The organism is Limnohabitans sp. TEGF005, from assembly GCF_055394835.1.
This window is the reverse complement of the sequence record NZ_AP029226.1, coordinates 305202-329533: the sequence shown is the minus strand read 5'-3', so window position 1 is coordinate 329533 and position 24332 is coordinate 305202. Positions and strand designations below refer to the sequence as shown.

The 24332-nt window shown below is 58.3% G+C and carries 21 protein-coding genes and 1 pseudogene; 7 read left to right on the top strand and 15 right to left on the bottom strand.

Annotated elements, in window-relative coordinates; genetic code table 11:
* The first annotated feature begins 33 nt into the window (after window positions 1-33).
* Entirely contained in the window at window positions 34-324 is a 291-nt protein-coding gene (locus ACZ5RG_RS01500) for a hypothetical protein (protein ID WP_464447615.1), read from the top strand.
* Here the strand turns inward: ACZ5RG_RS01500 and ACZ5RG_RS01495 are convergent.
* Together ACZ5RG_RS01495 and ACZ5RG_RS01490 are read right to left on the bottom strand one after the other, a co-directional pair.
* A complete protein-coding gene (locus ACZ5RG_RS01495) occupies window positions 311-1708 on the bottom strand; it encodes a sensor histidine kinase (RefSeq protein WP_298596474.1) in 1398 nt (465 codons plus the stop codon). The two genes, ACZ5RG_RS01500 and ACZ5RG_RS01495, sit on opposite strands and share 14 nt — an antisense overlap.
* A gap of 11 nt (window positions 1709-1719) precedes the next feature.
* Complete coding sequence (locus ACZ5RG_RS01490; protein ID WP_464447614.1) at window positions 1720-2439, bottom strand: response regulator; 720 nt, start codon at window positions 2437-2439, stop codon at window positions 1720-1722.
* Window positions 2440-2551: 112 nt separating this feature from the next.
* Between ACZ5RG_RS01490 and ACZ5RG_RS01485 the strand changes: the two genes are divergently transcribed.
* The 4 genes from ACZ5RG_RS01485 to ACZ5RG_RS01470 all read left to right on the top strand — a co-directional run bounded on the left by ACZ5RG_RS01485 (window position 2552) and on the right by ACZ5RG_RS01470 (window position 6636).
* Entirely contained in the window at window positions 2552-3526 is a 975-nt protein-coding gene (locus ACZ5RG_RS01485) for a Bug family tripartite tricarboxylate transporter substrate binding protein (RefSeq protein ID WP_464447613.1), read from the top strand.
* On the top strand, window positions 3523-3987 hold the full coding sequence (locus ACZ5RG_RS01480; protein WP_298596484.1) for a tripartite tricarboxylate transporter TctB family protein: 465 nt from the start codon (window positions 3523-3525) through the stop codon (window positions 3985-3987). Before ACZ5RG_RS01485 ends, ACZ5RG_RS01480 begins: the two co-directional genes overlap by 4 nt.
* A 76-nt stretch (window positions 3988-4063) precedes the next feature.
* The gene (locus ACZ5RG_RS01475) at window positions 4064-5560 is read left to right on the top strand and encodes a tripartite tricarboxylate transporter permease (RefSeq protein WP_464447612.1); all 1497 of its coding nucleotides are present in this window, start codon (window positions 4064-4066) and stop codon (window positions 5558-5560) included.
* Between the two features lie 74 nt (window positions 5561-5634).
* Window positions 5635-6636: a Bug family tripartite tricarboxylate transporter substrate binding protein gene (locus ACZ5RG_RS01470; protein WP_464447611.1), complete on the top strand. Its 1002-nt coding sequence runs from the start codon at window positions 5635-5637 to the stop codon at window positions 6634-6636.
* Between the two features lie 27 nt (window positions 6637-6663).
* Here ACZ5RG_RS01470 and ACZ5RG_RS01465 read toward each other — a convergent pair whose 3' ends face one another.
* Window positions 6664-7863, bottom strand: coding sequence for a hypothetical protein (locus ACZ5RG_RS01465; RefSeq protein ID WP_464447610.1), 1200 nt, complete (start codon window positions 7861-7863; stop codon window positions 6664-6666).
* A 217-nt stretch (window positions 7864-8080) separates the two neighbouring features.
* On the opposite strand from ACZ5RG_RS01465, the gene ACZ5RG_RS01460 reads away from it, so the two are divergent.
* A complete protein-coding gene (locus ACZ5RG_RS01460; RefSeq protein WP_464447609.1) occupies window positions 8081-9091 on the top strand; it encodes a porin in 1011 nt (336 codons plus the stop codon).
* 265 nt (window positions 9092-9356) lie between these two features.
* Here the strand turns inward: ACZ5RG_RS01460 and ACZ5RG_RS01455 are convergent, their stop codons facing one another.
* The 9 genes and pseudogenes from ACZ5RG_RS01455 to ACZ5RG_RS01415 all read right to left on the bottom strand — a co-directional run bounded on the left by ACZ5RG_RS01455 (window position 9357) and on the right by ACZ5RG_RS01415 (window position 19695).
* The gene (locus tag ACZ5RG_RS01455; protein WP_464447608.1) at window positions 9357-10463 is read right to left on the bottom strand and encodes a GSU2403 family nucleotidyltransferase fold protein; all 1107 of its coding nucleotides are present in this window, start codon (window positions 10461-10463) and stop codon (window positions 9357-9359) included.
* Window positions 10464-10470: 7 nt separating this feature from the next.
* Window positions 10471-11490, bottom strand: a complete 1020-nt coding sequence (locus ACZ5RG_RS01450; RefSeq protein ID WP_298598235.1) for an ABC transporter ATP-binding protein — start codon at window positions 11488-11490, stop codon at window positions 10471-10473.
* Window positions 11487-12455 (bottom strand): ABC transporter ATP-binding protein, encoded by a 969-nt coding sequence (locus tag ACZ5RG_RS01445; RefSeq protein ID WP_464447607.1) that lies wholly within the window; start codon window positions 12453-12455, stop codon window positions 11487-11489. The genes ACZ5RG_RS01450 and ACZ5RG_RS01445 overlap by 4 nt, the downstream gene beginning before the upstream one ends.
* Window positions 12452-13360, bottom strand: coding sequence for an ABC transporter permease (locus ACZ5RG_RS01440; protein ID WP_298598228.1), 909 nt, complete (start codon window positions 13358-13360; stop codon window positions 12452-12454). The genes ACZ5RG_RS01445 and ACZ5RG_RS01440 overlap by 4 nt, the downstream gene beginning before the upstream one ends.
* 3 nt (window positions 13361-13363) lie before the next feature.
* A pseudogene (locus ACZ5RG_RS01435) lies at window positions 13364-14895 on the bottom strand (ABC transporter substrate-binding protein).
* A gap of 86 nt (window positions 14896-14981) precedes the next feature.
* On the bottom strand, window positions 14982-16229 hold the full coding sequence (locus tag ACZ5RG_RS01430; RefSeq protein WP_464447606.1) for a M20 aminoacylase family protein: 1248 nt from the start codon (window positions 16227-16229) through the stop codon (window positions 14982-14984).
* A 2-nt stretch (window positions 16230-16231) separates the two neighbouring features.
* Complete coding sequence (locus tag ACZ5RG_RS01425; RefSeq protein ID WP_298598219.1) at window positions 16232-17212, bottom strand: ABC transporter permease; 981 nt, start codon at window positions 17210-17212, stop codon at window positions 16232-16234.
* Window positions 17212-18819, bottom strand: coding sequence for an ABC transporter substrate-binding protein (locus tag ACZ5RG_RS01420; protein WP_464447605.1), 1608 nt, complete (start codon window positions 18817-18819; stop codon window positions 17212-17214). Before ACZ5RG_RS01420 ends, ACZ5RG_RS01425 begins: the two co-directional genes overlap by 1 nt.
* Before the next feature lie 120 nt (window positions 18820-18939).
* On the bottom strand, window positions 18940-19695 hold the full coding sequence (locus tag ACZ5RG_RS01415) for a DUF3047 domain-containing protein (protein ID WP_315138023.1): 756 nt from the start codon (window positions 19693-19695) through the stop codon (window positions 18940-18942).
* 95 nt (window positions 19696-19790) lie between these two features.
* Here ACZ5RG_RS01415 and ACZ5RG_RS01410 point away from each other — a divergent pair, with 95 nt between their 5' ends.
* The gene (locus tag ACZ5RG_RS01410; protein ID WP_464447604.1) at window positions 19791-20765 is read left to right on the top strand and encodes a Bug family tripartite tricarboxylate transporter substrate binding protein; all 975 of its coding nucleotides are present in this window, start codon (window positions 19791-19793) and stop codon (window positions 20763-20765) included.
* Window positions 20766-20784: 19 nt separating this feature from the next.
* Here the strand turns inward: ACZ5RG_RS01410 and ACZ5RG_RS01405 are convergent, their stop codons facing one another.
* Genes ACZ5RG_RS01405 through ACZ5RG_RS01395 form a run of 3 tightly spaced genes read right to left on the bottom strand, consistent with a single transcriptional unit; the run spans window position 20785 to window position 24326 of the window.
* Entirely contained in the window at window positions 20785-21963 is a 1179-nt protein-coding gene (locus ACZ5RG_RS01405) for an AGE family epimerase/isomerase (protein WP_464447603.1), read from the bottom strand.
* Window positions 21964-21974: 11 nt separating this feature from the next.
* Entirely contained in the window at window positions 21975-23000 is a 1026-nt protein-coding gene (locus ACZ5RG_RS01400) for a LacI family DNA-binding transcriptional regulator (RefSeq protein ID WP_298598205.1), read from the bottom strand.
* A 30-nt stretch (window positions 23001-23030) separates the two neighbouring features.
* Window positions 23031-24326: an MGH1-like glycoside hydrolase domain-containing protein gene (locus ACZ5RG_RS01395; protein WP_312260557.1), complete on the bottom strand. Its 1296-nt coding sequence runs from the start codon at window positions 24324-24326 to the stop codon at window positions 23031-23033.
* Between the last annotated feature and the right edge of the window lie 6 nt (window positions 24327-24332).

Here is a 24332-nt window from a genome sequence, read left to right as displayed (position 1 = left end):
CGCAGAGGGCATGGACCCCCGATCGAGTCGGGGGTGACAATTTGTGATGCCCGACCCGACCGAGTGTCCACGCACGTCGAAGGCATTTGTCATACCCAGCCCAACCGAGTGTCCATGCTCGGCGAAGGCATTTGTCATACCCAGCCCGACCGAGTGTCCATGCGCGGCGGAAGCATTTGTCATACCCGACCCGACCGAGTGTCCATGCGCGGCGAAGGCATTTGTCATACCCAGCCCAACCGAGTGTCCATGCACGGCGGCAGCATTTGTCATACCCGGCTTGACCGGGTATCCATGAGCGTCGAAGGCGTTATGCCCAGCTGAGGCGTATCGCTGTGCCGCGGCCACCGTGCACAGGGCTGCGCACACTGACTTGGGCACCGTGCTGGCTGGCGATTTCTTTCACGATGGCCAAACCCAAACCACTGCCCGACAAGCCCGAAGGCGCGGCGCGGTAAAAGCGCTCGAACACATGCGCTTGGTGCTCGGGTGCGATGCCCGGGCCATCGTCTTCCACTTCAAACCAGTGCGCGCCCACCCGCACCGTGATCTGCGTGCCCGCAGGCCCGTGGTGAATGGCGTTGTCGATCAAATTGCTCAAGGCCTCATGCAACAACAGGTCCACGCCGTGCACCTCGCACTGCGCCACTTGCAACTCCAGCCCCAAGTCATCGCCCAATTGGTGGGCACGCATCAAATGCTCTTGCGTCACCCGCTTGGCCAGGGCCACCACATCCACGGTTTGGGGGCTGTGCATTTCGCGGGCGTGCTCGACACGGGTCATGGCCAGCAATTGTTCGGTCAAGCGCACCGCGTCGTCGGTGGTTTGGCGTGCGGCCGACATCAAGGCTTGCGCCTGCTCAGGCTCGGCGTTGCGCTGCGCCAATGCCAGCTGGGTTTTCAGGGCGGTGAGGGGCGTGCGCAGTTGGTGCGCCGCGTTGTCCAAGAAACGTTTGCGAATATCGATCAGACGCCCCAGTCGCTCCAGGTAGCTGTTGAGGGTTTCGATCAGCGGACGCAACTCGCGTGGCAAATCGGGCGGCTGGATGGGCGAAAAATCGTCATCTGCTTTGTGCGCCAGTTGCTGGCGAAACGCCTCCAGTGGCCGAATCCCGCGCTGCACGCCCCACACCACCAACAACGCAGCGGCCAAGAGCAACAAACCTTGGCTGCCCAAGGTGTCCCACAAAATGTGTTGAATGAGTTGTTGCCGCGCTTCCATGGTTTCGGCCACGGTGATCTTGATGAGCGCTTCGGCTGGCCCCGCCTCTTCCATGACGTGGGTCAGCTCGGCCAGACGCACGGGCTGGTTCAGGTACACGCCATCGTCAAACTGAACCAAGGCAAAGTATTTGACCGCAGATTTGTCACGCACAGGGGCGCTGGGCAGCGCGGCATCGCCAGCCAACCACGCCCCCCCGACCGAGGTGACCTTGTAAAACAGGCGCGAGCCGGTGTGATTTTCAAACAGATAGCCAGCCGCCTTGAGCACGTCCAATTGCAAGCGGCCATCGCGCCACTCCAGCTCTTCGGCCAAGGTGCGGGCCGCCAAGTACAAAGAACGGTCGTAGGCTTCATTGGCCGCCTGCACCGCATTGCCATAGCCCACCCAGGCGTTCACCCCGATCAAGCCCATCAAAGGCCACAAGATCCAACTCAGCAAGCGCCTGCGCAAAGAGGCGACCGCTTTGGATCGGTTGGCAGACATGGGGCTCGTGCTCAAACGGCCTGCCCTGCTGGCAAGGTCAGCATGTAACCCATGCCGCGAAACGTGGTGATGGTGACTTCGGGCTGCTCTGCCGGGCTGGCCAGCGCCGACTCGAACTTTTTGCGCAAACGGTAAATCAGCACCTCGACCGCCTCCAGTCCGGTGGCCTCGTCGGCAAACACTTCGGCATGCAGCTGTTCTTTGCTCACCGTGCGCTGCGGCGACTCCAGCAGCACCCGCAGTGCAGCGGCTTCGCGCTTGGTCAAGGCCAAGGGCTGGCCATGGAGCTGAACGGCACCGCTGTCGACCTGCATCTCAAGCGGTCCGCAGCGCAGCACAGCGGGTTTGACGCGGCCATGGCGGCGCAGCAAAACCTGCAAACGCGCCTCCAACTCGCTCAAATCAAACGGTTTGGGCAAATAGTCGTCAGCCCCCATGTTCAGGCCCAACACCCGGTCGGGCACGCTGGCACGGGCCGTCAAAATAAGCACCGGCACGGCATCGCCACGCTCGCGCAGGGCTTGCAGCACGCTCAAACCGTCGCGTCCGGGCAGCTGCAAATCGAGCAAAACAGCGTCAAAACCATGGCCCGGCTGCAAACACTGGTCGGCTTGCAGGCCATCGGTGGCAAAACTGACCGCCATGCCGCCTTGACGCAAAGCCGTGCCCAACCACAACGAGATGTCTGGCGTGTCTTCGACCAACAAAATCCGGGGCTCTAGGGTATTCACTGAACGAAATTGACAGGTGATTGACAGCTTGGGGCCATGCCCAAGCTCAGAATGGTGGCTGTCTGCCAGAGTGCTTGGCAGTGGTGCTTTGATTTTTACACAGGAGACTGAAATGCAAATGTCCAAACGCGACTTTCTGGCCCTCGGCGCTGCCGCAGGTGCATCCATGGCCCTGCCCGCCTGGGCTCAGGCCAAACCCCTGATTGCCAACATGAACATGTTTGTGCCCGCAGCCCCTGGTGGCGGCTGGGACGGCACTGCCCGCACCATGGAGCGTGCGGCCAAGGCCGCAGGCCTGGTGGGCAATATGCAATTTGAAAACGTCGGCGGCGCTGGCGGCATGGTCGGTCTGCCCCGTTTTGTGAACCAGCGCAAAGGCCAGGGCAACACGCTCATGGTCGGCGGCTCGGTCATGATCGGCGCTGGCATTGCCAACAAGAGCCCCGTCACCATCAAAGACGTCACCCCCATCGCCCGCCTGACCGAAGAAGCCGGCGTGATCGTGGTGCCTGTCAACGGCAAGATCAAGTCCTGGAAAGACCTCGAAGCAGCCATCAAGGCCAACCCCAAGGCCGTCTCGGTCGCAGGCGGCAGCGCTGGCGGCACCGACCACCTGATCTTGGGCATGCTCATCAAAGCCTTGGGCAAAAACCCCCGCGAAGCCGCTTATGTGGCGTTTGCAGGTGGCGGCCCCGCCAACGCGGCCATCTTGGGCGGCCAAGTTACTGCAGGCATTTCGGGCTACTCCGAGTTCGAAGAGCAAATCAAAGCCGGCCGCATGATCCCCTTGGCCGTGTCGGGCAAGCGCCGCATCCCCGGTGTGAGCGTGCCAACCCTGACCGAATTGGGCATCAACGTCACCGAATCCAACTGGCGCGGCGTGTTTGCGCCTCCCGGCATTTCGAACGCTCAGCGCGAAGCCATGATCGACTTCGTCACCAAACTCAACGCTTCGGCCCCATGGCGTCAAGAGCTGGAAACACGCAAGTGGACCGACGCCTTCATGACCGAGCGCCCATTTGAGCGCGACTTGGCCCAAGACATCGAAGACAAAGTCGTCTTGATGAAAGAGCTGGGTCTGGCATGACGCCATTTCGCGTTGCCCTTTTGTTGGTCGCCCTTTGCGGGGTGGCCGCTTGGCAGGTCACGGTCATCCCTGAATCCTTGATGCAGATGACCGTGGGCCCCGTGCTGGCCCCGGGTGTGATCGTGGGTGCGCTCAGCGTGTTCGCCGTGCTTTATGGCGTCAGCGCCTGGCGCGGCCGGCAGGCTGACGAAAGCCAAGCCCCTGACCAATCGCCCCTGCCCGGCGCGAATGCCCGCGTGCTCAGCTTGCTGGGCGGCGGCGTGGCATTCATCGCGCTGGTGATTCCGCTGGGTTTTGTGATTCCCGGCACCCTGTGCGGCATGGGTGTGGCCCATGCTTTCGATGCCCCGCTGAACCTCAAGTCGGCCGGCATTTGCGCGGCCATTGCCAGCACGTTCTGGTTTGTCTTTGCCCAACTGTTGGGTGTGGGCTTGGGCCCTGCACTGCCTTGGTTGATTTGACGCGGGCCTAGCCCGCTTAACGCTGAGTTCTGAACACTCAGCCTCGACGTTTTCACGTTTTTCGATCGGATACCCCATGGAAGCTTTTGACGCCCTGATGGGTGGCTTTGCCATTGCCCTGCAACCCACCACCTTGATGTGGGGTTTCGTCGGTTGCTTTGTCGGTACTTTGGTGGGCGTACTGCCTGGCATTGGCCCGGCCCTGACCATCGCCTTGCTGCTGCCCCTGACCTACCACGTGCCCGCCACCAGCATGTTCGTCATGTTCGCAGGCATCTATTACGGCGCGGCCTATGGCGGCTCCACCACCTCCATCTTGCTCAACACGCCCGGCGAATCATCGGCCGTAGTCACCGCACTCGAAGGCAACAAAATGGCGCGACGTGGCCGAGCAGGCCAAGCCTTGGCCACTGCGGCCATTGGCAGTTTTGTGGCCGGCACCATCGGCACGCTGGCCTTGACCTTTGTCGCTCCTTGGGTGGTTGAGGCCGCGTTGGCTTTTGGCCCTGCTGAATACTTCAGCCTCATGGTGCTGTCGGTCGTGGCGGTGTCGGCGGTGCTGGGCAACTCCATGTTGCGCGGCCTGGTCGCGTTGGGTCTGGGCCTGCTGCTGGGCATGATTGGCGTGGACTTGCAGACAGGTCAACCTCGCTTCACGTTTGGCCGCCCTGAATTGCTCGACGGCATCGAAGTGACCGTGGCTGCCGTGGGCCTGTTTGCGGTGGGTGAAGCCTTGTATCTGGCCTGGCAAGGGCGCGAGTCCAAGACGGGCGAAGTCATGAAATTGTCGGGCAGCCTGTGGATGAGCAAGAGTGACTGGGCACGGTCCTGGAAACCCTGGTTCCGAGGGGCGCTGTTTGGCTTCCCCATTGGTGCCATGCCCGCAGGCGGGGCCGAATTGCCCACCTTGCTGTCTTACTACACCGAGAAAAAACTCTCCAAGCACCCCGAAGAATTTGGCCACGGCGCGATCGAAGGCGTAGCGGGCCCCGAGGCAGCCAACAACGCTGCGGCAGCGGGTGTGCTGATGCCATTGCTCACCTTGGGCATCCCCACTTCGGCCACGGCAGCCATCATGCTGTCGGCCTTTGAAGGCTACGGCATCCAGACCGGCCCACAACTGTTCAGCCAACAAGGCAGCTTGGTGTGGACCCTGATCGCCAGCCTCTATATTGGCAACGTGATCTTGCTGGTGCTCAACCTGCCCCTGGTCAGCCTGTGGGTCAAGCTGCTCAAGATCCCACCACCTTGGCTGTACGCCGGCATCATCGTGATCTCGACGGCTGGGGTCTACGGCGCAGGCAACTCGGTGTTCAACGTGGGCTTGCTGTTCGTGTTCGGCCTGTTGGGCTACATCATGCGGCGCTTTGACTTCCCGGCTGCGCCCCTGATCGTCGGCCTGATCCTCGCGCCACTGGGCGAACAGTCCATGCGCCAGGCCCTGACCATCAGCCAGGGCGAATGGTCTACGTTCTTTACCCGACCGCTGTCGGGCAGCTTGATGGCCATTGCCGCGCTGCTGCTGATCGGGCCTGCGCTTTGGCGACAGTTACGCGCCAAGACGTCCTCTTGATCCGTAAAAACCCTCTTTGAAAACACGCACATTTTTGTTGTGATCGGTGCTTAAATTTTCATAAGGTCTGTGACATGAACGAACAAGATTCCCCCCTCATTCAACGCCGTGACTACCTCAAGTGGATGGGTGCGGCGGGCTTGGCGGCCACGGGGGTGTCTGGTCATGCGCAATCGGCCTGGCCGAACAAACCCATCCGCTGGATCGTGCCCTTCGCACCGGGTGGCACCTCCAGCATCGTGGCACGCACCATCGCGGCTGAGTTGACCAAACAAATGGGGGTCGCCTTCGTCATCGACAACAAAGGCGGCGGCGGCGGCGTGCCGGCCATGCAAGAGGCCATGCGCTTGCCTGCTGACGGCTACACCCTCGTCATGAGTCACATCGGTCTCATGGCGGTCAACCCCCTGATCTACCCCGACAGCGGCTACGACGTGAACAAGGATTTTGTGCCCGTCACCCTGCTGTCGCGCGTGCCCAGCTTGTTTGTGGTGCACAAAGACGTACCCGCCACAGACATGAAGTCGTTGGTGGCTTATGTCAAATCACGGCCGGGTCAGCTGAACTACGCCTCAGCAGGCAACGCCAGCGCGGGCCATTTGGCCATGGAAGCGCTCAAGCTTGCCACCGGCATGTTCATCACGCACATCCCCTACCGGGGCACCGGCCCAGCCCTGAACGACGTTCTGGCAGGCCGCATACAGTTGTTTTCGGCGGGCACACCCGCTTTGCTGCCCCACATCAAAAGCGGCGCACTGCGCTGCATTGCCGTGGGCACACGCGAACGCATTTCGGTCTTGCCTGATGTGCCGACAGTGGCCGAGCTGGGCTACAAAGACTTTGAAACCGTGCAGTGGTACGGCATCACCGCGCGCGCAGGCACGCCACCCGAAATTTTGCTCAAACTGCAGCAAGAGTGCGCAAAAGCCATGAAGTCGCCTGAAGTCATCGCCAAATACGCGGCCGAAAGCGCCATTGCAGGCGGCGGCCCCTCCAGCGAATACGGCGCCTTCATTGCCCGCGAACAATCGCGCTGGAAAGAAGTGGTGATCAAAGCAGACATCAAGCCGGGTTGATGCGTTTGCACTGAATTGGCACTGAGTTCAAGTGCTTTTCTTCTTGCTCCGGCGACTTTGAATCATCGACACATTCATTTCGCCATCCAAAGTAGAAGCATAAAACCGCTCAATCATTTGCACCGAAGTTCTGGCATTGCGGGCCAAGGTCAACATGTCAATGCCCTGCCCGTACAACAGGCGGAACATGATGGAGGTGTGACGCAAACAATAGAGCGTTCGGGGTCGGTTGTTGTCGTCTGTTGTGGGCAAACCTGCCTCACGCATGACCCACTTGAACCAAAAACCGAGCACCGCCAGTGCGTAGTTCCGGTCTTTTTCGGCTGGCAAAAACACAAAATCATCCGGCTGCCCAAACCCCTGCGTCTTAGCGCGGCGCAACGCCGACTCATACACATGGACCGCCGCTTGCATCGTCACCATGGGCTTGTCGTGCTTCTTGGTCTCCGGCAGGTTCAAGCGCAAATAAACCGACTCACCCCGCACCACGGTGACGTGTTTGTTCTTAAGTTGCCTCAAGTCACCCGGCCTGAAAAAACTGTTCACCATGAAGCGGATGACCCAAAACATATCAGGGGCCAACAACATGTTTCTGGGTGCAACCCAAAACCGATCCCGATGGCCATCTGACGATTTGAGCGGTGGGGCCTGCACGCCAGATCGGGACATTTTCAGCGCCGTGTGTGCCAACTTGCGGTATTCCAGCAAAGACAACATCGATCGCGGCTTCGTGATCACCTTGATGCGCGGAAATTCAGGGACCTCTTTCAACAAGCCTTGACGAACAGCCAGCTTTAACAACTTTCTGACCAACACCAGGTATTGAGAAACGGTGGTGGAGCTCAGTTGGTGTTGCGTCAAGCGCGACACAAAACCGTCCAGATCCACATGCGTCACTTGCGTCGGGGCAACGTATCTGAAAAACGGCAACACATGGGCTTCGAGTCTGTTTTTTTGAATCCCCACCGATGCGGCACTCAACTCACCACGACCGACACGCTCCCACTCGGTGTCCAATAATTTCTCAGCGATGAAATTGAAGTTGTTTTTCTTCTCAAAACTCCGCTGGTCTGTGGCGAGGGCACCAATCGGATCAGATTTGAAAATCAGCTGCGACTTGTCCAAGACGGGCGTGGGTGCTTGAGCCTGCACTGGCTGACCGACCTCGATGCCCCCCTGGGTTTTGGCTCGCACACCCATCAAATCCCAACTTTTGACGGGCACCACATAAAAAGCCGGCTTGTTTTCATGGAGGACAAGAAGAGGCGAATTGCCACATTCTCCAACCAAATTTAACGTATCCGATAAAAACTCAGGCAAACCGACTAATTTGTTAACATTTGAGAAATTTATGATCATATAAGTTAGATTAAGACAGACTGACGCCTATGTCCGTGTTCCATGGCACAGAGCATCTCATTCCATCCTAGTTGCTCTGGCTACATTGGCAGCCGCAACTGGCTCTTTCGCTCAGTCCACCGTGACTTTGTATGGTGTTGCTGACCTGGGTTACAACACAATTAAATTGACTGATGGCACTGACACAGTCAAACAGTCCGGTTTGAACAGCATCGCTTCTGGCAGCCGTATCGGTTTCAAAGGCACTGAAGACCTGGGCGGTGGGTTGAAGGCCAACTTCCTGATGGAATACAGCATCCAGCCTGATGAGGCGACAACCTCTATGGCTAACCGCCAGTCTTATGTCGGCTTGGAGGGCGCTTTTGGTTCCGTGAACTTGGGTCGCCAATACACACTGCACCATGGCGTGCAAGGTGGTGCTGATTTGATTGGCAACGTGACAGCGGCAGGCTGGATCGGTGGCATGGACAGCCGCGTTCGTCAGTCGAACGCCATCACATACAAGTCACCAGTATTTAACGGCTTCAGCGCATCGGCTCAAGTTGGCTTCGGCGAGACAGCTCAGCTGAACGGTTCTGCTAAAGAGAATGAACAAACCTCTTTTGGTCTGAACTATGCAAATGGCCCATTGGCCTTGGCATATGCTTTCGAAAAAGTGAAGAACACGAGCGTACTGGCACGCGATTTGGCTGGTACAGCGTTTGACCTCGCAGCAGTAGCAGGCGCTGACTCTTGGAAAGCGAATGCGTTGTCTGTCTCTTATGACTTCGGCGTTGCAAAAGTTGCATATTTGAACAACAGCACCAAAGCTGATGACACAACTTTCAATGCTAAATTCGCAGCAAACAACTTTGCAGTCAGCGTGCCAGTTGGTGCTTTCACTGCAATGGCGACTATTGGCAACGGCAAAATCAAAGTTGATGGCGTTGACGACACTAAGTTGAGCGCGTATCAGTTCGGTTTGACATATGCTTTGAGCAAGCGCACTACTGCTTATTCTTATATCGGTCAAACGAAGTTCAAAGATGTTACCGTTACACCTAACGACACCATTAAATACAGCACAACCGCTGTTGGCGTTCGCCACACTTTCTAATCCCCCGCTGGCGCAAGCCAGCTGAGGTTTAAAAGACTAAAAACCCATCGTGGCAACACGGTGGGTTTTTTTACTGGGCGAATAACAACGGTTGTCCCGATCTACTTCTGAGGCTGTTGAACTTGGCTCAACGCATCAAAGCCTTGCGTTGATTCAGCACATCCTGATGCATTTTCTGGCGTGTGCCTCGTCGGAAATCGAACGATGCGATGAGAGGCTAGAGTCTGGAAATTCCAGCATCAAATGTTTGAGATGTGATGACCCCTCATGTTTTGATGAAATCCAATTTGACATCGGGATACCGTGATTGCAGATAATCTGCGCCGCGCACACACCGGCTGATCCAGCCTTTGCCACTGCGCTGAATCATTTCCCAGGCCTCTTCCAAGGCGTCGGGTTCGTTCTCCTGGAGGTAAGCAATCAGGCTGGCTGCCTGTGCGATGTCTTTCTGGGCTTTGACTTGCAGCTCGGGCGGGCGCTCTCCAAAAACGATCAATTTGTGCAGGGCGTAACGTTCAGCTTTGGGGACATTGATGGCAACAGGACCATTGCGTGAAATCAAGACGGCCTGCATGGTGGCGTCCATTGAAAAATTCATGAATTGAAGTGGCTGCATTCTCAAGTTCAAGGCATGGACACGGATGGGGGCATCGGTGGTGTTGACCTTGGGCGTCACAAAATCCAACTGCAAGTCGGGCTCATCTTGCTTGGTGAATGTCGTTTGCGATACGTTGGGAATGAAGCCCATCTCCAAAGACTCGATCACACTGCGAGCATCCATCTTGAGCCCATCGGGCAAGGCAATGGAGAGGTTATTACCAGGATGGGCAAAGTCAATGTCCAGCGTTTGATTGCCTTCTGTCCAACGGATGCCAAAGTGGTTTTGGTACGCTAAAAAAGCATGCGTTCCTATGAGAATGCCACCGGCATGGAAAAAACCATGGTCAGCCAATCGTTGCAGTATCCGATGATGGGTGCGGCCAATGGCATTTGCCCCAAGCTCAATGGCGGAACGGCATAAACGACCCAGATGCGCCAATGCCTCGGCGTGAGAAGGCTGCTCTTTAAAGTCGGCAATCAATCCCCTCAAGCTTTCTGAGTCGTTGCCCAGGTAAATTTGTCTGGTTTTTCCATCCAAAGACTTGAACTGGTAGTACCAATAGGTCTTTTGCCCGAGTTTCTTCTGGGTGAATCCCCCCGGCAAATCTGCCACCGTGCGGTTCGAACTGGTGGACTGAGCGGCTGGCACCAAGTTGGCAAAGGCTGCTTGTGCCGAAGCAGGCAAGTGTTGATACCAGTTTTGCATCCTTATACTCCCCAAAATATACTTGGTAGTATAAGATCGCCCTCGCTGCAGAGCAATACAGGCCAAGCCTCTGTCACACCACCGCGTGACAAGCGATCTTGATGCCTTTGAAGTCGCGCAGTGGCGGGCGTTCGGCACGGCAGATGTCGGTGGCCTGCGGGCAGCGGGGGTGAAAAGTGCAGCCGCTAGGTGGGTTCAGCGGGTTGGGCACTTCGCCTTGCACGGGGGTGCGGGCGCGGCCGGTGTCGTGCATTTTGGGAATCGCGTCCAACAGCATCTTGGTATACGGGTGCTGCGGGTTGCCAAACAGCGTGTGCTTGTCGGCCAGCTCAACCAGTCGGCCCAAGTACATCACCCCCACTTGGTCACTCACATGGCGCACCACGGCGAGGTTGTGGCTGATGAACAAATACGTCAGGCCCCGTTCGCGTTGCAGGTCTTTCATGATGTTGAGCACTTGCGCCTGCACGCTCACATCCAGCGCCGAGGTCGGCTCGTCACAGACCAAAAACTCTGGTGCGGTGGCCAAAGCGCGGGCGATCGAGATGCGCTGGCGTTGCCCACCCGAAAACTGGTGCGGGTACTTGACCATGTCCAGCGGCGACAAGCCCACCGACTGCAGCAGCTCGGCCACGCGGGCCTTGAGCTCATCGGCATCGCTGATCAGGCCATGCTCTTTGAGCGGCTCGCCAATGATGTTGTCCACTGTCCAGCGCGGGTTCAGGCTGGCATAGGGGTCCTGAAAAATCATCTGAATGCGCTGGCGCATTTTTTGAGAATCGGACGACTTGAATGCCGCGTGCGCGTCTTGCCCGTCGAAGGTCAGGCCGCCGCGAGTGGGTTCGTACAGGCCCACCAGCAAGCGGGCGACGGTGCTTTTGCCGCAGCCGGATTCGCCCACCAAGGCCAGTGTTTTGCCGCGTTCGATCTCGAAGCTCACGCCGTCTACAGCGTTGAGCATCTGGCGCGGTTTGCGCTCGATCACACGGTTGAGCCAAGGTGCCGACACGTCGAATGTTTTGGCCAGGTCGTGCGCGATGACCAGTGGCTGGCGCTGTGATTGGGCTTGTTTGGGGTGATTCGTGTCGCTCATGCTGCGCTCCCGTCGTGCAGCCAGCAGGCGGCGCGGTTGACCCCGGTGTTGACCAACTCCGGCCGGTCTTGGCGGCAGCGTTCAAAGGCTTTGGGGCAGCGTGGGTTGAAGGCGCAGCCTTGGGGGATGGCGTTCAGGCGCGGCATGGCCCCATCGATCTGGTTCAGCCGTTCACGGTCACTGTCCATGTCGGGGATAGAGGCCATCAGGCCTGCGGTGTAAGGGTGGGCCGGGTGGTTGATGACTTGATGCACCGGACCGATTTCGGCTACACGCCCGGCGTACAACACGGCCACACGGTCACAGGTTTCGGCGATCACGCCCATGTCGTGCGTGATCAGCATGACCGCAGCGCCACGGTCTTTGCAGACCTTTTTGAGCAAGCTGATGATCTGCGCCTGAATGGACACATCCAGCGCCGTGGTGGGCTCGTCGGCCACGATCAACTGAGGCTCGGCAGCCAAGGCCAGTGCGATCACCACGCGCTGACGCATGCCGCCTGAAAACTGGTGTGGGTAGTGGTCGATGCGCTCTTCGGCGGCAGAAATGCCGGTGTCCTTGAGCAACTGAACAGCGCGTTGGCGGGCCTCTTGGGGCGTCACTGGCAGGTGGGCCAAAATCGTCTCGGTCAGCTGCCGACCGATGGTGTACAGCGGGTTGAGCGAGGTCAATGGGTCCTGAAAAATCGCCCCAATCTTGCGGCCACGAATGTGGTGCATCTGGTCGGCGTTCAGGTGGTCTATGCGTTGGCCTTCCAGCAAAATCTGGCCACTCGCCACACGGCCTGGCGGCTCCAGCAGGCCAATGATGGCGGCCCCGGTCAGCGACTTGCCGGCACCCGACTCGCCCACCACACCCAAGATTTCGCCGGGTGCGATGTCGAAAGAAATGTCGTCCAGCGCACGCAGCGTGCCGTGGCGGCTGGGGAATTCCACCACCAGGTTTTTGACTTGTAAAAGACTCATCGCAATCTCGGGTTCAGCGCGTCGCGCAACCAGTCACCCAGCAAGTTGACCGACAGGGCGATCAGCACCAGCATCAGCCCCGGAAAAATCGTGATCCACCATTCGCCAGAGAACAAATAGTCGTTGCCCACGCGAATCAGCGTGCCCAGCGAGGGCGATGTGGGCGGCGCACCCACACCCAAAAACGACAACGTGGCCTCGGTGATGATGGCCGTGGCCACCTGGATGGTGGCCAGCACCATGACTGGGCCCATGACGTTGGGCAGCACATGCTTGAACATGATGCGCAAAGGGGCCACGCCCGTTACCCGGGCAGCTTGCACGTACTCTTTGTTGCGCTCGACCAAAGTGGTGCCACGCACCGTGCGGGCGTATTGCACCCAGCCCGTGAGTGAGATCGAGATGATCAACACGCCAAATGCCAAGGATTCGTGCGCGTTAGGAAACAAGGCACGCCCCACGCCCGCGATCAACAAGGCCACCAAAATGGCTGGAAACGACAGCATCACATCGCAAAGACGCATCAGCAAAGCGTCAACCCAACCACCGCGAAAGCCTGCCAACAAGCCCATGCCCACACCCACCACCACCGACAGAATCACAGATGCGATGCCCACCACCAGCGAAATGCGCGAGCCGTAGATCAGGGCCGACAAGATGTCGCGCCCCTGGTCATCGGTGCCGAGCAAAAACTTGGTGGTACCGCCCTCCATCCACGATGGCGGCAAGCGAGCGTCGCTCAGCTCCAGCGTGGCCAGATCAAACGGGTTGGTGGGCGAGACCCAGCCGGCAAAGACCGAACAAAAAAGGCAAACGAAGGCGATGCCAGCCGCCACCATCGCCGTGGGCGATTGGCGAAAGCTGTAACCGACGTCGCTGTTCAGCCAGCGTTTCAATGCGTTCATGGCTTATTTGACCGTGATGGACTTGAAAGGCATGTAGTTGTCACCGCGTTGCACCAGCGTGACCTTTTTGCTGGTGCCCCAGGCCAAGGCTTGCTGGTGCAAAGGCAAATGACCGATGTCAGCACTGTGCAGTTCGAACACTTCGCGGATCATGGCGTTGCGCTTGGCCTGATCGGTCTCGCTTTGGATCTTCACGGTCAGCTCATCCACCTTGGGGTTGCAATAAGCACCCAGGTTGAACTGGCCTGTGCCTTTGTCGTCCACACAACGCATCAGCGCATTCAGGGCGTTGTGCGCGTCGTAGGTGCTGGGCGTCCAGCCCAGCAAATAGAAGCTGGTGTCACGACGCAAGATTTTGGGGAAATAAGTGCCCTTGGTCTCGGCCTTCAGATTGATCTTGATGCCCACGCGTGCCAAGTTGGCGGCCACAGCTTCGCAGATCTGGCCGTCGTTCACATAGCGGTCGTTGGGGCAGTTCATGTCCACCGAAAAGCCTGTGGGGTAGCCCGCTTCAGTCAGCAATTTCTTAGACGCTTCGGGGTCAAAGGGCAGGCGCTTGTTCAGGTCAGGGTTGTAGCCGTTGATGCCGGGGCCCACCATCAGGGCGGAGTTGTTGGAGGCACCGCGCATCACCGTGCGCTTGATGCCTTCCATGTCAATGGCCTGGTAAAAAGCCTGGCGCACGCGCTCTTGTCCTTGAAGGGGTTTTTGCCCTTCACGCTGGAATACAGCAACTCATCGCGCTTTTGGTCCATGCCCAAAAAGATGGTGCGCAGTTCTGGGGCCACCAGGGCGCGTGTGTTGGCACCCGCATTGATGCGGGGCACGTCTTGCACGGGCACGGGTTCCATGACGTCGATCTCGCCCGACAACAACGCCGCCACGCGGGTCGGGTCGTTGGCGATGACAGAAAAGATCACCTCATCCACGTTGCCATCGATCTTGCCCCAGTAGTTGCCGTTGCGCACGAAGGTGGTGCGCACGTTGGGCTGACGCTCACGCAGGCGGTAAGGGCCTGTGCCGTTGGCACGGAAGGAGGCCGCGTTTTCGATGCCCTTGCGGCGGTCCACCGGGCGGGTTGCCTGGTTTTCCTCACACCACTTCTTGCTCATGATGTAGACGGTCGACAAGACGTTGGGCAGGATCGGGAACGGTGCCTTGGTTTCGATCTCGATGGTGTGGCTGCCCAACTTGCGCACTTCCTTGATGTCGTTGGTGTTGCTGCGCATGTCAGAGCCTTCGCCTGCGGCACGGTTCAACGAGAACACCACATCATCGGCGGTGAAAGGCGTGTCGTCATGAAAGCGCACGTTGTTGCGCAGCTCAAAGCGCCACACCGTAGGCGACGTCTGCTTCCACGAAGACGCCAGGCCCGGTTCAAACTTCAGGTCCTTGCTCACACCCACCAGCGACTCGTACACGTTGTTGGTCACGCTCAGCTGCAACGATTCGTTGAGCGAGTGCGGATCCATTGACAAGGCATCACCCTGGTTGGCAATGCGCACAGTGGCGGCATGTGCCACGCCCAGTGACATGGCTGACACCAGTGCAGCGGCCAACAAAGAACGGGAGAGTTTGGAAGTGCGCATGAAAGACTCCTGGGGTTGAATGTGATCGGGTATCAAGGCTGAACGGCCTTGTCCAAAGGCAAGGCCTGCTCTACCAAACTGGCATGCAGTGCAGCGCCCAAGGGCAAAATTTCGTCGTTGAAGTCGTAGCGGCTGTTGTGCAGCGGGTGCGGGCCGGGGCCATGCGGCAAGCCTTGGCCTATGCGAATGTAAGCACCGGGTTTGGCTTGCAGCATGAAAGAAAAATCTTCGCCGCCCATGCTGGGCAGCATGTTGCGCCAGACCTTGTCTTCGCCCACCAGGCTTGCAGCCACATCGCAGGCAAATTGCGCTTCGGGCAAGGTGTTCACCGTGGCGGGGTACACGCGCTCATAGGTCAATTCGGCCGAGGCACCAAAGCCCTGGGCAATGCCGGTGCACAAAGAACGCAAACGGTCTTCGATCTGGTCTTGCACGCTTTCGCTGTAGGTGCGCACCGTGCCGACCAAAGTCACCTCACCGGGAATCACGCTCATGGCACCGGGGTTGCCGCCTTGCATCGAGCAGATGCTGACCACCGCTTGGTCAAATGCCGACAGGTTGCGCGACACCACGCTTTGCGCAGCGGTGATGATGTGGCCCGCCACCAGCACCGGGTCCACGCCTTGGTGCGGGCGAGCGCCATGGCCCCCTTTGCCGCGAATCAGGATCTCGATCCTGTCGACCGCCGCCTGCATGGGGCCGGGCGTGATGCCGATCACCCCCAAAGGGGTCTCGGGCGAGTTGTGTTGGGCATAGACCTGCTCGCACGGAAAGCGCTCAAACAAACCGTCTTCCATCATGGCGCGGGCACCGGCATAGCCTTCTTCGCCGGGCTGAAAAATCAGCACGGCAGTGCCATCAAAGCGACGGGTTTCGGCCAGATAGCGTGCCGCACCCATCAGCATGGCGGTGTGGCCGTCGTGTCCACAGCCGTGCATCAGGCCGGGCGTGGATGATTTCCAGGTGCACTCGTTGAACTCGGTCAGGGGCAAGGCATCCATGTCGGCACGCAGCCCAATCATGCGGCCCGGGTGACTGGCTGAGCGGCCTTGGCCGTGCACCAAAGCCACCACGCCGGTTTTTCCGATGCCGGTGTGAATGCTGTCCACGCCGCAAACCTTGAGCATGTCGGCCACGCGGGCCGAGGTGTAGACCTCTTCAAAGCCCAGTTCGGGGTGGGCATGCAGGTCACGCCGAAAAGCCGTGAGCTCGGGGTGGAACTGCGCGATGCGCGCAAACGCGGCACCACGCCCCAGTACCGATTGCAAAGAAGCGCCCATGTTCAGTGTCCCCCCGGCTTGCCCACGCGCAGGCGCGGATCGACCACAAAATAAAGCAAATCAACCACCAAGTTGATGACCACAAAGATCAAGGCAATCAGGCACAAATACGCCGCCATGACCGGGATGTCGGCAAAGGTCACCGCTTGAATGAACAGCAGGCCCATGCCGGGCCACTGAAAGACCGTCTCGGTGATGATGGCAAACGCGATCAAACCACCCAGCTGCAAGCCCGTGATGGTGAGCACCGGCACCAAGGTGTTTTTGAGCGCATGGCCAAAATGAATGGCGCGATTGGACAAGCCCCGGGCGCGGGCAAATTTGATGTAGTCGGTGCGCAGCACCTCCAACATCTCGGCGCGCACCAAACGCATGATCAAGGTCAGCTGGAAAATCGCCAGCGTGACCGCGGGCAGCACGATGTGGTGCCAGCCCTTGGCTGTCATCAAGCCGCTCGACCACCAGCCCATTTGCACCACTTCGCCACGGCCAAAGCTGGGGAACCAGCCCAGCATCACAGCAAAAACCAAGATCAGCAAAATGCCAATCAGGAATGTGGGCAGCGACACCCCAAGCAGCGACACCGTCATGATGAGTTGGCTGATCCAGGTACCACGGCGCAGCGCCGCATAAACCCCCATGGGCACCCCGATGGCCAACGCCAAGGTGGCGGCCACCAGCGCCAGCTCTAAGGTGGCGGGCAAGCGCTCGGCGATCAGGCGCGAGACCTTGGCGCCTTGGCGCAAGCTGAGTCCAAACTCGCCTTGCACCGCGTTGGACAAGAAGTGCCAGAACTGCACAAAGAATGGCTGATCAAGGCCCAAGCCTTGACGCAACTCCTTGATTTGATCGGGTGTGGCGTCTTGCCCCAGCAAAAACACCACCGGATCACCGACATACTGGAACAGCAAAAACGCGATGAAAGCGACCGTGACCATGACGACCACGGCCTGAATCAGCCGCTGCAAAATAAAGGCCAGCATCAATTGACCTTGATCAGTGTCCAATCGAGGCGGTTGTCAGCGCGGTGCACCACATCGACGTTTTTCTTCATGGCCCAGGGGATGACCTGGTTGTGCAACGGGATGTGCGCCACGGTGTCGTTTTGCAATTGCAGGCCTTCGGTCAGCAGGCGGTTGCGCACGGGCAAATCGGTCTCGGTCTTGATGCGGTCCACCACATAGTCCATGCGCTGGTTGCTGTAGCGTCCCACGTTGTAGTTGCCATCGCCACCCGCACCCACAGTGCGCACCAAGGATTGCAGGCTGTACAAACCGTCAAAGGTTGGCACACCCCAGCCGAGCATGTAAATACTGGCTTCGTAGCGCTGGATCATCGGGAAGTAAGTCACCAAAGGCATGGTGCGCAGCTTGGCTTTCACCCCCACCTTGGCCCACATGGCGGTGATGGCCTGGCAAATTTCTTCGTCGTTGATGTAACGGTTGTTGGGGCAGGCAAAGTCCACTTCAAAACCTTGCGGATAACCCGCTTCGGTCAGCAGCTTTTTGGCATCGTCTTGCGAATAGGGAAAGCGCTTGTGCGTGGCTTCTGTCCAGCCATTGACCTGGGGCGACACCAGCGCCCCCGTGGTTTGCGACAAACCGCGCATGGTCACGCGGTGAATCGTTTCGATGTCGATCGCTTGGTAAAGCGCTTTGCGCACCTTCACATCCTTGAGCGGGTTCTTGCCCTTGACGTTGGAGCCAGGGAGTTCGGCCCGGTTTTGGTCCATGCCCAAAAAGATGGTGCGGTTTTCCACCCCGTCGATCACCTTCAGGTTGGCGTTGCTGCGCATGCGGCCCAGGTCTTGCGGGCTGGGGTCCAGCACAAAATCAATTTCGCCGGACAACAAGGCCGCAGCGCGTGTGGCTTCGTTCTTGATGGGGGTGTAAATGACCTCGGTCACGTTGGTGGGGACCTCAGTCCAGCCCCACCAGTTGGGGTTTTTGACCAGCACCAGCTTTTGATCGGGCTGCCATTCTTTGACCATGTAAGCGCCACTGCCCATGGCGTTGCGGTGGGCAAAGTTTTCGTCTTTCGACTTGGAATCTTTGGGCTCAACCGACTTGTTCTTTTCGGCCCAGGTTTTGCTCATGATGCGCAGCTCGGTCAGCTGGTTCAGCAGCACTGGGTTGGGGCCACTCAAAATGATGTCCACCGTGTTGGCATCGACCTTGACGATGCGGCTAAAGCCTTGGGTGTACACGTTGAAGTTGGAGGTCTTGGCGCGTGCGCGGTCCAGTGAAAACACCACATCGTCGGCCGTCAAGGGCGAACCATCGCTGAACTTCACGCCCTTGCGCAAATTGAAGCGGTACTGGGTGGCCGACATCTCTTTCCAAGCGGTGGCCAGCTTGGGCTCGACCTTAAAGGTGTTGCTGTTGTAGTAAACCAGAGAGTCAAAAATAGCCGCATGCACGCCATTGCCCAGGGCGTTGTTTTGCGAGTGGATGTCGAGTGTGGGAATGTCACTGGCGCTGGACCATTTGAAGGGCTTGGCCTGCACAGCGGCAGCGCCCATCAGGCCAGCCAAACCCAAAGACAGCACCAATGTGGTGGTGCGGACAGACAAACTTGCGGCATTTTTCATCAAAGTCACCTTGATCTTGGAATGAGAGATTCAGAGATGAACAATATGCAACATTCAGGCCCGCATCAGAGAGAGGGAAATCCCCCAAATCAGGTGTCGCGCACAAGACTGGTGCGCGCCTCAATCAAACCGAATGTCGCCGTACCAGGCCCGCACGTTGCTGCGGGTGTTGTCACTGTCGGTCATGATGGCCACGCCCACCAAAGCGCCGGGCGCTTCGCCAAAAGCCTTTTCATAATCAGCCCGCACATCGCGCTCGTAGCGACGCCACTGCATCAAGTGCCCAGGCCCCGACTCCACCACCATTTTCCGCACACGGTCCGTGCGCGGGTTGACGATGACCGAATCTACCGGGCGGTGGTTGGACCACACGTACATCAAAGTGGCGTAGGGCAAAGGCTCTCCGGTCAACGCTTCGGTCAGGTCGCTGAGCATCGCGTTTTTGGCTGACAAACGGCTGCGGTCGCCTTCAAAGGCCAAGATCAAACGCACCGGTGAATCACCACGGTCGCGTTCAGCCATGTCGGCCTCCACCATGAGGTTCTCCACTTGCCATTCAAATTGCAGCCGCCCCAACTTCTCGGGTGCCACGTTGACGCGCTGTCGCAGCAAACTGGCCGACGATTGCGCATGGGCTTGCAGGGCGTGGCGATGGCCCTGCTTTTCCAGTTTGAATGCGGTGCGCAACTTGCCGGGCAAAGACACGGCCTCCCATTGCGCTTTGTCTTGAGGGCGGAAATGCAAGCCACCTGCCGCAGAAACCGAAGCCCCCACCACAGACTTTTGTTCATTCACGCCATGGCTGGCGCATCCGCTCAGAACAGCAAGGCACAGCACGCCTACAGCGCTCCAGCCCCATGACCCAGTGAAAACCATGAATGCCCTTTCAACACCGATGCAAGACAATCGTGCTTGCACACAATCGTTCATTCTGATTCATTTTTTGATTTATTCATTCTGGAAGTATCGCCATGTTCAACCGCCGCCAGTTGCTCCAATCCTTGGCTCTGAGCACATTGCCCGCTGGCTGGGCGCACGCCCAATCGGTGTTCCCTTCCAAGCCACTCAAAATCGTGGTGCCCTTTGGTGCAGGCGGCGTGGCCGATCTGACGGCACGTGCCGTGGCCCAAAAACTGTCTGAAAATTTAGGGCAGCCGGTCATCATCGACAACCGCCCGGGCGCTGGCGGCATCGTGGCGGGCGAACTGGTGGCCAAAGCCGCGCCCGACGGCCACACCTTGCTGCTGATGTCCAACGGCACGGCCGTGAGTGCCGGTTTGTTCAAGGCCCTGCCCTTCAACCCACGCAGCGACTTTGCGCCTGTTTCCTTGTTGGGCTTGTTCGACATCGCCATCGTGGTACCTGAGTCGTCACCGCACAAAACCCTGGCCGAGTTGGTCAGCTTCGGGCGTGCCAACCCGGGCAAGCTCAACATCGGCACCATCAACATCGGCAGCACCCAACACCTGGCGGCCGAGCTGTTCAGGTCGCAGGCCAATTTGATCAGCCAGATCATTCCCTACAACGGCACGCCAGCGGTGATCAACGCCTTGCGCGGCGGCCAAGTGGATGCGGTGGTGGAAATTCTGGGACCACTCAAACCGCAGATCAGCGCCAAAGCCGTGCGCTTGCTCGGTGTCATGGGCGCAAGCCGCCCGAAAGACCAGCCGCAAGTGCCGGTGGTGCGAGAGCTGCCGGGCCTGAGCAACTTCAACGTGTCATCCTGGAATGCCTTGGCAGCGCCCGCCAAAACGCCCAAAGCCGTGGTCGATCGCCTGAGCGCCGAAGTGGCCAAAGTGCTGTCAGAACCCGAGATGGTGCAGCGCCTGGCCGGCTTCAACGTCGAAGCCAAAGCCAGCACGCCGGCGCAATTGGGGCAGTTGCTGGACAGCGACATCAAGCGCTGGGGCGATGTGATTCAAAAGGCCGGGATACCGCAGCAGTGAGGTTCACACGGCTGAAGACTCAGTCGTCCAAGCCGCCCACCGCAAGCACATCCCAGCAAGCCCCCATGGTGTGATAGTCCACCTTGCCTGCGGGTGATTTGGTGTTTTCAAGCTTGCGGCCATCGGCACCCAAAATACGGAACCATGCACCGTATTGATGGTCCACCATGTGCAACCAACTCCAGTGCCAAAGCGCTTGGTATTGCTTCAAAAATTCAGCCTCACCCGTGTGCCGCCACAAGCGCCAAGCGCTGGCGAATGACTCTGCCTGGACCCAAAAATATTTGTCGGTATCACATGGCGATCTGTCTGGCGCGAAACCATAAATCAGCCCACCATGTTGCGCATCCCAGCCATGACGGTAGGCCTCTCGCTGCAAATGGACCGCCCGATCTACCCAACGGTTTTGTGGGCGGTGCTGATGGGCCATCATGAGCAATTTGGCCCACTCGGTTTGATGTCCTGTCTGGAACCCCCAAGGTTTGAAAATATTGCCCGGATTGTTTTTGTTGTAGTCCCAATCGATGGACCAATCAGCTTGATAGTGCTCCCAGACCAAGCCTCCTGCGGTGTCTGCGAGATCAAAAGCAAAGCGCTCAATCAACACTTCGGCCCGATCGAGGTACCTGACTTCTCCCGTGAACTCGTACGCAGCCAGACAAGCTTCGCACATGTGCATGTTAGCGTTTTGACCTCGGTAATCCAGCAATCGACCGTCGGGCGTGATCTCGTCGGCATAAGCGCCATCGGCGGCACTGAAAAACGCATCGTTCATGCGTGCAAATGCGGCTTCCACATCCTGGCGCGTGGCGCATCCCACGCTGAAAGCATGGGCTTGTGCCAGCAACACAAAAGCTTGTCCATAGGCCATGACCGTGGCGTCTTCAATTTGTCCATGGTCGACCGTCCAGGCATACAAACCATCTGATCGGCGAAACGCCTCCAAATGGGCGATGCCATGACGTGCCCAGTCGGCGACGGCATCGAGCCCACTGTGACGCTTGGCCATCGCGCCATTGAACACAAACCGGGTGGCGCTCACCAAATGACGGTGCGTGGTGTTGTAGACCGTCCCATCGTCTAGGAAATAATGAAAAAATCCCCCCTCGGGATCCACCGCTCTCGGCGCGTAAAAGTGCAAGGTGTCAGCGATGTGCTGTTCTAAAAAATGACGGCTTTGAAAATTCACGACAAGCATCTCCTTTCAACTCAGTGGGCAACAGGTGCATCAGACGAGCGAGGCACCAACACAACGGGCTCCAGATAGTGAAGAGACTCAGGCGATTCACCCGCCAAAACCGAAAGCAAGACCTGGCCTAAATGTTGACCATTTTCGAAAATACGGTGCTCAATGGTCGACAGCGGCGGGTTGCTGTAGCGTCCGGCATCGCTGTTGCCATAGCCCATGATCGAGATATCCGAGCCCACACGCAGCCCGATGGCACGGCATGCGGCCATGGCGCCGATGGCCATGGCATCGGTCGCACACAACAAGGCAGTCGGGCGGTCTTCTAACGCCAACAAATGCTGCGCCATGGAAAACCCACCTGTTTCAGACAAGTGACCTTGCACGATCAAGCGCTCATCCACCTTCAAATTGGCCTGTTTCAAAGCGTTCAAATAGCCTTGCTGACGCAACTGGGCAAACGTGTATTCGGCAGGTCCGTTGAGCAAAGCTATTCTTTGATGACCGAATGCAATTTGGCGTTGCGCCGCCATGAAAAAGGCCATTTCATTGTCTGTATCCACCCAGGCGTGGCCCGTGCTGTCGGCACATCGCCCATAGGTCACAAAGGGCTTTTCGTGTTCAAACATCAAGCCGACACGCTGATCAACCAAGCGGGTTCGCACAATGACAAAGGCATCAAACCAGCCACTGCGAATGAAATTTTCGTAAACACCACGCTCTTGTTCGGGTGTTGAGATGGCCGAAGTCGTGGCCATCAAGCTGTACCCAGCGGGCTCTAAAACGCTGGAAGTGCCGCCCAGCAAACTGGAGTACATCGAGTCAATGAACTGGCCACCTTCTTGCGATGTCGGCAACACCACGCCAATCGCACCGGACTTTCCCGATTTGAGTCTTCTTGCACCCGGATGGGGTTTGTACCCCAATGCCTGAGCACGCTCCATGACTCTGAGTCGCGTGGATTCAGCCACATCGGTATAGCCATTTAAGGCACGGGAGACGGTCGAAACCGACAGTCCAAGATCTTGAGCCAGGTGAACAATCGACATGGGACAGATATTAACCAGTCACCGACGCTGTCATGCGGTGAGCAGTGCTTGTGAAGCGTCCATGTTCAAGAATTCAATCACCATCGCAGCAGTCCATGTGAATGTGCCGCCGCCCAAGGCCTCGCCTGTCATGGGGTGGTAGTACTCGGAACATCCGCTTTTTTGAATGCACTGAAGGCTCGCTTGCACCACACGATGGGCCAACTCGGTCTGGCCACATTGGCGCAGGCCCGTGATGAGCAGGAAATTGACAATCAGCCAAGATGGGCCGCGCCAGTAACGTTTGCCATCAAAACGCATGTCCAAAGGGTCCATGCTGCAAACACCAAACGGTGCCTTGTCCAGCCAATCGGTCAATCGGATACTCAAGTCGGCCACGTGTTCGTGCCCTTGCGGCAACACCAGCAAAGGCAACAAGCCCCCCACACTGGCGCTGTTGACACGTTGGCCTGTCCGTCGATTCAGACACGCATATTGCTTTAAATCGCCGTGCCACAAAGTGTCCATGGCCCCAATGGACCGGGCCGCACGTTCGCTCAGTCTGTGGGCCAGCGCCGAATCCCCCAGCTGGTCTGCCAGGCGCGACAGCGCCAACTCAGAGTGAATCAAGATCGCATTGAACCCAGGGTCGACCACCTGAAAGGGGGAGGCATCGTGCAAGAGCGTGTTGTCCCACTTCAAGGCGCGAAAGCATTCAAGCAAGGCCACATAGCGGTCGTATTCAAATGCGGTGGGTCGTTGACTGGCATCGACGTGCGTGATGTCTTTGCGCTGGTAAGGTGAGATGCCCTCTGTGGGCACTTGGGCCAAGGCATCGTCCCAATCGCAAGAATTGTCACGACCCGATTCCCAAGGGTGCAAAAGCGCGACAACCCCTGTGCCTTGGGGATCACGACAACGGTAAAACCAATCGTGCCAACGTGCAGCGGCCTGAACCAGGCTGCGGCAACGCGATTCGCTCCGATGGTCCGGGTCTTCACGCAAAAAGAGTTGCTCCAGCACCATGCCCAAAACAGGCGGCTGGGTGATGCCCGACGTGGGGGTGGGTCGACCGGTCTGCCACACATCCGGACCGGGGAAGTAACCTTCATCGCGTTCGTGGAAAACAATGTGCGGCACCATGCCATCAGGCCACTGGTGGGCCATCAAGGTCTCTACTTCGGTCCAAGCACGATCAGGGCTGAGCCTGAACTGACCCAGTGCCGTCAAACAGGAATCCCAATTCCATTGAAAAGGATACAAGCCATGTGTCGGAACGGTGTAATGGCCCTTGTCGTTGAGTCGCAAAATGCGCTCGGCTTCTTGCAGCATGTCTTCGGTGTTCATGGCTTC

Bases quoted from the DNA above. Each gene is read 5' to 3' on its own strand.
- ACZ5RG_RS01400 (WP_298598205.1), bottom strand. From the start codon at position 23,000: ATGTCGATTGTTCACCTGGCTCAAGATCTTGGACTGTCGGTTTCGACC.
- ACZ5RG_RS01420 (WP_464447605.1), bottom strand. From the start codon at position 18,819: ATGAAAAATGCCGCAAGTTTGTCTGTCCGCACCACCACATTGGTGCTG.
- ACZ5RG_RS01395 (WP_312260557.1), bottom strand. From the start codon at position 24,326: ATGAACACCGAAGACATGCTGCAAGAAGCCGAGCGCATTTTGCGACTC.
- ACZ5RG_RS01450 (WP_298598235.1), bottom strand. From the start codon at position 11,490: ATGAGCGACACGAATCACCCCAAACAAGCCCAATCACAGCGCCAGCCA.
- ACZ5RG_RS01495 (WP_298596474.1), bottom strand. From the start codon at position 1,708: ATGTCTGCCAACCGATCCAAAGCGGTCGCCTCTTTGCGCAGGCGCTTG.
- ACZ5RG_RS01470 (WP_464447611.1), top strand. From the start codon at position 5,635: ATGAACGAACAAGATTCCCCCCTCATTCAACGCCGTGACTACCTCAAG.
- ACZ5RG_RS01445 (WP_464447607.1), bottom strand. From the start codon at position 12,455: ATGAGTCTTTTACAAGTCAAAAACCTGGTGGTGGAATTCCCCAGCCGC.
- ACZ5RG_RS01425 (WP_298598219.1), bottom strand. From the start codon at position 17,212: ATGCTGGCCTTTATTTTGCAGCGGCTGATTCAGGCCGTGGTCGTCATG.
- ACZ5RG_RS01410 (WP_464447604.1), top strand. From the start codon at position 19,791: ATGTTCAACCGCCGCCAGTTGCTCCAATCCTTGGCTCTGAGCACATTG.
- ACZ5RG_RS01405 (WP_464447603.1), bottom strand. From the start codon at position 21,963: ATGCTTGTCGTGAATTTTCAAAGCCGTCATTTTTTAGAACAGCACATC.
- ACZ5RG_RS01480 (WP_298596484.1), top strand. From the start codon at position 3,523: ATGACGCCATTTCGCGTTGCCCTTTTGTTGGTCGCCCTTTGCGGGGTG.
- ACZ5RG_RS01430 (WP_464447606.1), bottom strand. From the start codon at position 16,229: ATGGGCGCTTCTTTGCAATCGGTACTGGGGCGTGGTGCCGCGTTTGCG.
- ACZ5RG_RS01440 (WP_298598228.1), bottom strand. From the start codon at position 13,360: ATGAACGCATTGAAACGCTGGCTGAACAGCGACGTCGGTTACAGCTTT.
- ACZ5RG_RS01415 (WP_315138023.1), bottom strand. From the start codon at position 19,695: ATGGTTTTCACTGGGTCATGGGGCTGGAGCGCTGTAGGCGTGCTGTGC.
- ACZ5RG_RS01485 (WP_464447613.1), top strand. From the start codon at position 2,552: ATGCAAATGTCCAAACGCGACTTTCTGGCCCTCGGCGCTGCCGCAGGT.
- ACZ5RG_RS01475 (WP_464447612.1), top strand. From the start codon at position 4,064: ATGGAAGCTTTTGACGCCCTGATGGGTGGCTTTGCCATTGCCCTGCAA.